7 protein-coding genes are annotated in these 7,579 nt (G+C 52.2%); 3 read left to right on the forward strand and 4 right to left on the reverse strand.

Features of this window, described 5'->3' with window-relative positions:
* Positions 1-107: 107 nt before the first annotated feature.
* From uvrB to pyrE, 4 genes are all read right to left on the reverse strand, one after another.
* Positions 108-2,069 (reverse strand): excinuclease ABC subunit UvrB, encoded by a 1,962-nt coding sequence (gene uvrB, locus HMPREF1141_RS11195; RefSeq protein WP_009063858.1) that lies wholly within the window; start codon positions 2,067-2,069, stop codon positions 108-110.
* Positions 2,070-2,654: 585 nt separating this feature from the next.
* Entirely contained in the window at positions 2,655-3,101 is a 447-nt protein-coding gene (locus HMPREF1141_RS11200; RefSeq protein WP_009063431.1) for a hypothetical protein, read from the reverse strand.
* 44 nt (positions 3,102-3,145) lie between these two features.
* Positions 3,146-3,868 (reverse strand): DNA repair protein RadC, encoded by a 723-nt coding sequence (gene radC, locus HMPREF1141_RS11205; protein ID WP_009063687.1) that lies wholly within the window; start codon positions 3,866-3,868, stop codon positions 3,146-3,148.
* Between the two features lie 81 nt (positions 3,869-3,949).
* On the reverse strand, positions 3,950-4,528 hold the full coding sequence (gene pyrE, locus HMPREF1141_RS11210) for an orotate phosphoribosyltransferase (RefSeq protein ID WP_009064249.1): 579 nt from the start codon (positions 4,526-4,528) through the stop codon (positions 3,950-3,952).
* A 393-nt stretch (positions 4,529-4,921) separates the two neighbouring features.
* On the opposite strand from pyrE, the gene HMPREF1141_RS11215 reads away from it, so the two are divergent.
* From HMPREF1141_RS11215 to HMPREF1141_RS11225, 3 genes are all read left to right on the forward strand, one after another.
* Entirely contained in the window at positions 4,922-5,884 is a 963-nt protein-coding gene (locus tag HMPREF1141_RS11215) for an RluA family pseudouridine synthase (RefSeq protein ID WP_009064207.1), read from the forward strand.
* Positions 5,885-5,896: 12 nt separating this feature from the next.
* On the forward strand, positions 5,897-6,400 hold the full coding sequence (locus HMPREF1141_RS11220) for a GNAT family protein (protein ID WP_009063880.1): 504 nt from the start codon (positions 5,897-5,899) through the stop codon (positions 6,398-6,400).
* Positions 6,401-6,504: 104 nt separating this feature from the next.
* Complete coding sequence (locus HMPREF1141_RS11225; RefSeq protein ID WP_009064289.1) at positions 6,505-6,822, forward strand: hypothetical protein; 318 nt, start codon at positions 6,505-6,507, stop codon at positions 6,820-6,822.
* The last annotated feature ends 757 nt before the right edge of the window (positions 6,823-7,579 follow it).

The raw sequence follows: 7,579 nt of genomic DNA on the forward strand, positions 1-7,579 counted from the left end.
GCGTTATCGTAATGCCGCTTAAAAAGGTTGCCGGCTGCTTCCCTACGCCGCAGGCGGGGAAAAGAAACCGTTGTACTTGTACCAGACTGTTTGAAAGTGAATGTACTCTATTTTCCGCCGCTCAGCTGCTTGATTTTGTCGCGCAGATAAGCCGCATGCTCGAATTCCAGAAGCTTTGCGGCCGCCTTCATCTCGCGGGTCAGCTTTTCGATGGTCTGCTTGCGTTCGGCAGCGCTCATGCGCTTGCCCTTTTTGCCTTTTTCCTCGTCCTTATGCGTCGAGATTTCCAGCACATCTGATACGCTCTTGATGATCGTTTTGGGGGTAATGTGATGCTCTTCATTATATTTCTGCTGAAGCTCGCGGCGGCGCTGGGTTTCGCGCAGCGCACGCTCCATGGAGGGCGTTACGGAATCGGCGTACATGATGACCTGGCCTTCCGAGTTGCGGGCCGCGCGGCCGATCGTCTGAATCAGCGAGCGCTCGGAGCGCAAAAAGCCCTCCTTATCCGCATCGAGAATCGCGACGAGAGAAACCTCCGGCAGATCGATGCCCTCACGCAGCAGGTTGATGCCCACCAGAACATCGAATTCGCCAAGGCGCAGATCGCGGATGATCTCCATGCGCTCCACCGTGTCGATGTCGTGGTGCATATACCGCACACGGATGCCCATGTTTTCAAGGTAGGCAGTCAGATCCTCCGCCATTTTCTTGGTGAGCGTTGTCACCAGTACGCGCTGATTTTTTGCCGACCGCAGGTTGATCTCGGAAATCAGGTCGTCGATCTGCCCCTCTACCGGCTTCACGATCACCTCGGGATCGACCAGCCCGGTGGGGCGGATCACCTGCTCGACGATCTGCGCCGATTTTTGCAGCTCCAGATCGCCCGGCGTTGCACTGACAAAAACCGCCTGATTCACGCGCTCGTAAAACTCGTCAAAATTCAGCGGGCGGTTATCATACGCCGACGGCAGACGGAAGCCGAAATTGATCAGCGTTTCTTTTCTGGCCCGGTCGCCCGCGTACATGGAGCGAACCTGCGGCAACGAAACATGGGACTCGTCCACAAACAGGAGGAAATCCTCGGGGAAGTAATCAAACAGTGTAAACGGCGCGCTGCCCGGCTCACGCCCGGACAGCACACGGGAGTAGTTTTCGATTCCCTTACAGAAACCGATCTCCTGCAGCATTTCCACGTCGTACATCGTGCGCTCGCGGATGCGCTGCGCCTCGATCAGCTTACCTTCCGATTCAAAGAGCTTGACCCGCTCCTGCATCTCCTGTTCGAGCTGCTGCACCGCAACCATCATTTTTTCTCGCGGAACAATATAATGCGACGCAGGAAAAATCGCCACGTGCTTCAGGAACGCTTTCAGCTCACCCGTCAGGGCATTTATTTCAGAAATACGTTCAATCTCATCCCCGAAAAATTCTACGCGAATCGCATTTTCATTGGACTGTACGGGGAAAATCTCGACCACGTCGCCATGCACGCGGAACTTATTACGCACAAAATTCACATCGTTCCGTTCGTATTGCAGCTCCACTAGTTTTTTCAGCAGATCGTCACGCTTTGTCTGCATGCCGGGACGCAGAGAGATTACCATGGTGTGGTAATCGATTGGGTTACCCAAGCTGTAAATACAAGAAACGCTCGCCACAATAATCACATCCCGCCGCTCCGACAGAGCAGCGGTTGCGGAGTGGCGAAGCTTATCGATCTCGTCATTGATGGCGGAATCTTTTTCAATATAAGTGTCTGTCGTGGGGATGTATGCTTCCGGCTGATAGTAGTCGTAATAGCTGACGAAGTACTCCACCGAGTTTTCCGGGAAGAACTCCCGAAACTCAGAGCAGAGCTGCGCCGCCAGTGTTTTATTGTGTGCCAGAACCAGCGTTGGCCGGTTGACCCTTGCGATCACATTCGCCATCGTGAAGGTTTTTCCCGAACCGGTTACGCCAAGGAGCGTCTGCTCCTTATCTCCCCGGTTGAGCCCCTCCACCAGCTGATCAATCGCCCGCGGCTGATCGCCGGTTGGCTGAAACTTTGAAACCAGCTTAAAATCCATGCTTTCCCTCCCCGCAATTACTCTTGTTGCAGTATCTTATACTGAACAAACTTCAAAACAAGACCGTTTTGAAGCGCACGGTTTCCCGTGCGATGCCAGCATTGCTGGCGGTTTGTTGCCGTTCATAATAAATTCGCACCCGAAGAGTGCGCTGCTGGGATACCCCCGCAGCTTAAAAACCGGACGGGTTTCAAGCGAATTGACCCTATCGCACAAGCGCTATTTACAGTAAATCATCAGGTGTTTGACCGTTTTCCCGCCTTCGGCGGAGAAACAGTCAGATCGAATATCATAATAGTACATTTGTTCGTTTTTGTCAACTGTCAGCCATTTCCTGATAAAAAAAGTGTTGGGATACCAATCTGTGAAAAAACAGATGTGACATGGCACACTCCCCCGCCCCCGGCGGAGTGAGTACCTGACCAGATTTTCTGCTTTTTCAATGAGAATTTGTATGGAGAAAAACGCGGCCTATCAAACGATACCGCACAAGGAACAGAAAAAGCACCTTATAACCATTCATCAGGTCACAAAAGTGCTTTTTCATAACAACAGGTATCGCACGACAAATCAGGCGGGAACAGTTCAAATCGAAGAGCTGTCAAGCCCTCCATCAAACAAAAAAGCCTGCTGTTCGGGGTCGTATGTGATCCAAACCTCTAAACCCAGATAGTCGTCCACAGGCAGCCGCGCGCAGGGTTCGGGATAATATCCTAAAAAACGCGTGAAAACGCTGCCCCAAATTCTTTCCTCTTTTTTGAAAAGCTCAATCTCCCCCACATACCATTCGCCTGTCATTTCACTTCTGCGCGGGAACATGTCTTCCTCATCGTTGCAAACGCTTTCGTCCGCCAAATACGCTGTTATTTCCCGGACAACAATTCCCATAATGGCAGCCTCATGCTGTTCAAAAAGAAGCCGAAGCTCCGGATCGGCAAAACGCATACGCGGCTGCAATTGATTCTCATAGTTTGGATATTCATCCGCCAAATTGGGGTTCGGCAGAAAGATTTGTTTTAATTTCCAGCTCATCGCTGACCCTCCATACATCATTCAGGCAGAAAACCGACCACTGGCTAAAACGGCTCCATAATATCCTTCAATATGCCCAGATGAGACAGGGATACATAATCCTTGTCACCGAAAATAATGTGGTCGCGCAGCGGCACATTCACCGCCTGAAGCGCGTGGTACACCGAGATGGTGGATTCAATGTCGCCCCGAGACGGAACCGGGTTCCCGCTGGGGTGATTGTGTGACATGATCGCCGCGCTGGCGTTGTAGCGAACCGCCAGCTCTACCATGCGGCGCACGTAAACCGGCACAGTGCTGACCGTACCCTCGTTGACTACCTCGCAGGAAAGCAAACGGCACTGGCTGTCGAGCAGAAGCAGTACGACCACCTCGTTGCGGCGGCCGATGTACTTTCTGCGCAGAATCTCTGCCGCCTGCTCTACCTCGAACACACGAATCTTTTCTTTGTGGCAGTCTTCGTAATACGCGCGGCACAGCTCGGGAATCAATTTCATCAAAAAGGCGGAAACTCTGCCCACTCCCCGAACCCTGAGCAGCTCTTCATACGGCGCGTGAAATACGCCGGACAAAGAGCCGAACCGGTCGATCAGGCGGTGGGCCAGCTCGTTCGTGTCCCCCCTGCGGATAGAGAAAAAGAGGAGCATTTCCAGCACCTCGTGTGAGGCAAATCCATCAATCCCGTCTTTTAAAAAACGATCCTGCACCCGTTTTCGATGTCCCTCATGAATCCCTGCGGATTTTTCAGGAATGCGTTCCGTTTTCAATCGCACCCCGCCTTTCTGAAAAGAATGGGGGTCTATACCACAGGCGCTGCGCGCTGCTCTGGTATATTTCAGCCGCGCTTTTTACACCTTGCGGCTGCCGGGCTTGACCAGCTCCAGCTTCCCCTCTTTACAGATCGGGCAATCCTGCGGCTCCCAGGATTCCACATCCAGAGAGATCACCGCACGGAACGGAACACCAAAATCGATTTTTCCGCCGGTTCTGTCAACAATAGAACCAACGCCAACCAAATCGCCGCCCGCCGCGCGGACCAGCTCGATCACCTCGCGGACAGAGCCGCCGGTGGTAACGACATCCTCAACGATCAGAACCTTCTGCCCGGGCCTTACTGCAAAGCCGCGGCGCAGGGTCATCTTGCCGTCTTCCCGCTCGGCAAAGAAGTTTTCGCATTTCAGCGCGCGGCTGACCTCGTAGGCCATCTGCACCGCACCCATCGCCGGGCCGATGACCACCTCTACCCCGTCGTTCGCAAAATGCTCTGCCAAAGCGCCGCAGAGCTCTTCACTGTATTTGGTATTGCGGAACACCTTCGCGCATTGCAGGTAACGGTTGCTGTGGCGGCCGGAGGTCAGGCGAAAATGCCCCTCCAGAAGAACGTCGGCCTCTTTTAAAACTTCCAGAACTCTTTCCTGTGTAATCATCGTTTTGCTGTCCCCTTTTCCTCGATTCGACAGTATCCTCATTTCGCTTTAAAAAGGCTGTTGATTTCTTTTCCAGTTTTCAGCAGGGAAAAAAATCGCCGTCTTTCTACCATTTTTAAAGGGATTCGACTGTATCTCTAAAAATTTATTATATCATAAATCATCAAACAAACTTATGAAAACTCTACTCAAATTCTCTTAAACACTGAGCTGATGATTCAATGCTCTCTCAGGCATCGAAAGCTTTGCTTTCGCTTATGCCGTGAGGTTATTATATACTAAAATAAATCATTTGGGAAGCCTTGCACCCCTTTTGCTGTACATGATATTTATGCTATACTGATACAATCAATGGCGGCGCTCCACGCTGCGCTAAAAATAAGGGGATACCATATGAAATCCGTAACCATCGGTGAAAACGACGCCGGACAGCGTCTGGATAAATTTCTGACCAAGGCGTACCACAACCTGCCGCAGGCGATGCTGTACAAGAGCATCCGCAAAAAGGACATCAAGCTCAACGGCAAGCGGTGCGATATTTCTACCCGCCTGAACGCGGGCGACGTGCTGACCATGTATTTAAAGGATGAATTCTTTCAGCAGGAGCCGGAGGAATATGATTTTCTGAAAGCCCCGCTGAAGCTAAATATTTTATTTGAGGATGAAAACATTCTGATTCTGGACAAAAAGCCGGGGCTGATCGTTCATCCCGATGAGAACTACCATTTTGATTCGCTGATCGCCCGGGTGCAGCACTACCTGTACGACAAGGGCGAGTACCGCCCGCAGGAGGAAAACAGCTTTGCGCCCGCGCTCGTCAACCGGATCGACCGCAATACCGGCGGCATCGTGATGGCGGCCAAGAACGCGGAGTCGCTGCGCATTTTAAATGAAAAGGTGAAGAACCGCGAGCTGAAAAAGCTGTACCTGTGCATCGTGTGCGGACGCATGGAGGAAAAATCCGCTACGCTGGAAGGGTTTCTTGAGAAAAATGAAAACCAGAACCGGGTATATATTTCGAGCCACGGCGCGCCGGGCGCCAAGAGCATTCGCACGCGTTACCGTGTTCTGGAAGAGCGCGGCGCGTACAGCCTGCTGGAAATCGACCTTTTGACCGGGCGCACCCATCAGATCCGCGCGCATCTGGCTTCGATCGGCCACCCGCTGGCCGGGGACGGAAAATACGGCACAAACCGCCAGAACAAGAAAACCGGCCTGCCGTATCAGGCGCTGTACTCCTACAAGCTTCGGTTTGAGTTCACATCGCCCGCGGGAATTCTGGAATACCTGAATCACCGTGAGTTTGAGGCAAAGGAAATCTGGTTCCTGAAGGATTTTTATTCCTGGGGCGCATAGGAGGGAAAACGGATGCAATGCACGATCCGCACATGGAGGCCGAGCGACGCGGCTGACCTGGCCGCAGCGATGAACAACCCGAACATTCTGAAAAACCTGCGGGACGGCATCCCCTACCCTTACACACAGGCCGACGCCGAAGAGTACATTCGCACGATGCTCGGCGCAGAGCCGGGCAGCCAGTACGCCTTTGCAATCGATGTGGACGGCCGGGCCGTCGGCAGCATCGGCGTATTTCGGCAGGCAAACATTCATTTTCGCACCGCCGAGCTGGGGTATTATGTGGCGGAGCCATACTGGGGCCAAGGTATCTGCACCAGCGCTGTGCGGCAGATCTGCGACTATGTATTTCAAAACAGCGACATTCTGCGTATTTTCGCCGAGCCGTTTGCCCACAACGCTGCCTCGTGCCGGGTACTGGAAAAGGCAGGATTTATTTTGGAGGGAACTCTTCGGAAGAACGCCTTTAAAAACGGAGAAATTTTGGATATGAAGCTTTATTCTCTGATTAAATAAAAATAAATATAAAACGGTAGCACCGGTAGCCTACATTCTCCTTTTCACTCTGCTATACTGAATCTTAACTAGAGTCATTATTTTGGTATGGAGGAGATGCAAACATGATCATTCGCCAGTTTTCTCAGGAGCAATACGATCTGCTATGCCGTTATCTGACTCAGCAAGGGCACTCCGGCCCTTTGGACGCAAGCTATGAAGTGAGCATGAAGGTAGACGACTACGAATACCGGCTTCGGTTACAGCCCGGCACCAAACGAAAAATCGCCATTTTACAGGCGGTGCGAAGCTGGACGGAACAGGGCGAGCAGCGCTTTCAGCTTATCACCGACAACCTGCCGCTTTCGTGTTTGCTGGAGTTACTTTTATTGGAACGAAAATCCGCCGAACAACATAAAAAGACCTGCCGTCAACATGGTTGACGGCAGGTCTTTTTATACCTCGATGATACCAAGAGAAATTATTTTTTCTGTGAGTTGCCTCACGGGTAATTCTGCTGGCGCAGAGTATGCCCCTCGTGCCGGGGCGGGCACTTACTTTCGTGAAAGGACGAAAGTAAGCAAAGGCCTTCCAAAGGACACCTTTGGAATCCGTTTTTGTGGAACGGCTCCTGACTGTGCAAACGAAAGCTATCCGTAAGGCGCTCCATTGAAAATGCCCACTCTCCGAACTACATCGGGAAATCAGTCTTGCAGTCCCGACTGTCGGCGGGCATTTTCAGAGCGCTCTCGTCAGCCCGCAGTTTTTTAGTGCGGCTTCGCCGCATTTTTCTGCTGGCGCAGGGTCTGCCCCTCATGCCGGGGCGGGCCCTTACTTTCGCTACGAGGCGAAAGTAAGCAAAGACTCGCCAAAGGGCACCTTTGGAATCCGTTTTTGGGAACGATCCCTGACGGCGAAAATGAAAGCTACCGGAAAGGCGCTCCAATGAAAATGCCCACTCTCCGAGTTTCATCGATAAATCAGTCTTGCTGTCCCGACTGTCGGCGGGCATTTTCAGAGCGCTCTCGTTGGCTCGCAGTTTTTTGGTGCGGCTTCGCCGCATGCTTTATTGACTTGTAGAGTACTTTGGTACCATTTGCAGACGTGAAAGCTTCCCTTACGCACTTGCTTCACGCACAGGCTGTGCCTGTGCGTGAGTAAGAACCAGAGCGGGAGCTTCTCCCGGTTTCCAAAGGCAGC

This window comes from Clostridium sp. MSTE9 (genome assembly GCF_000277625.1).
Lineage (GTDB): Bacteria > Bacillota > Clostridia > Oscillospirales > Acutalibacteraceae > Faecalispora > Faecalispora jeddahensis.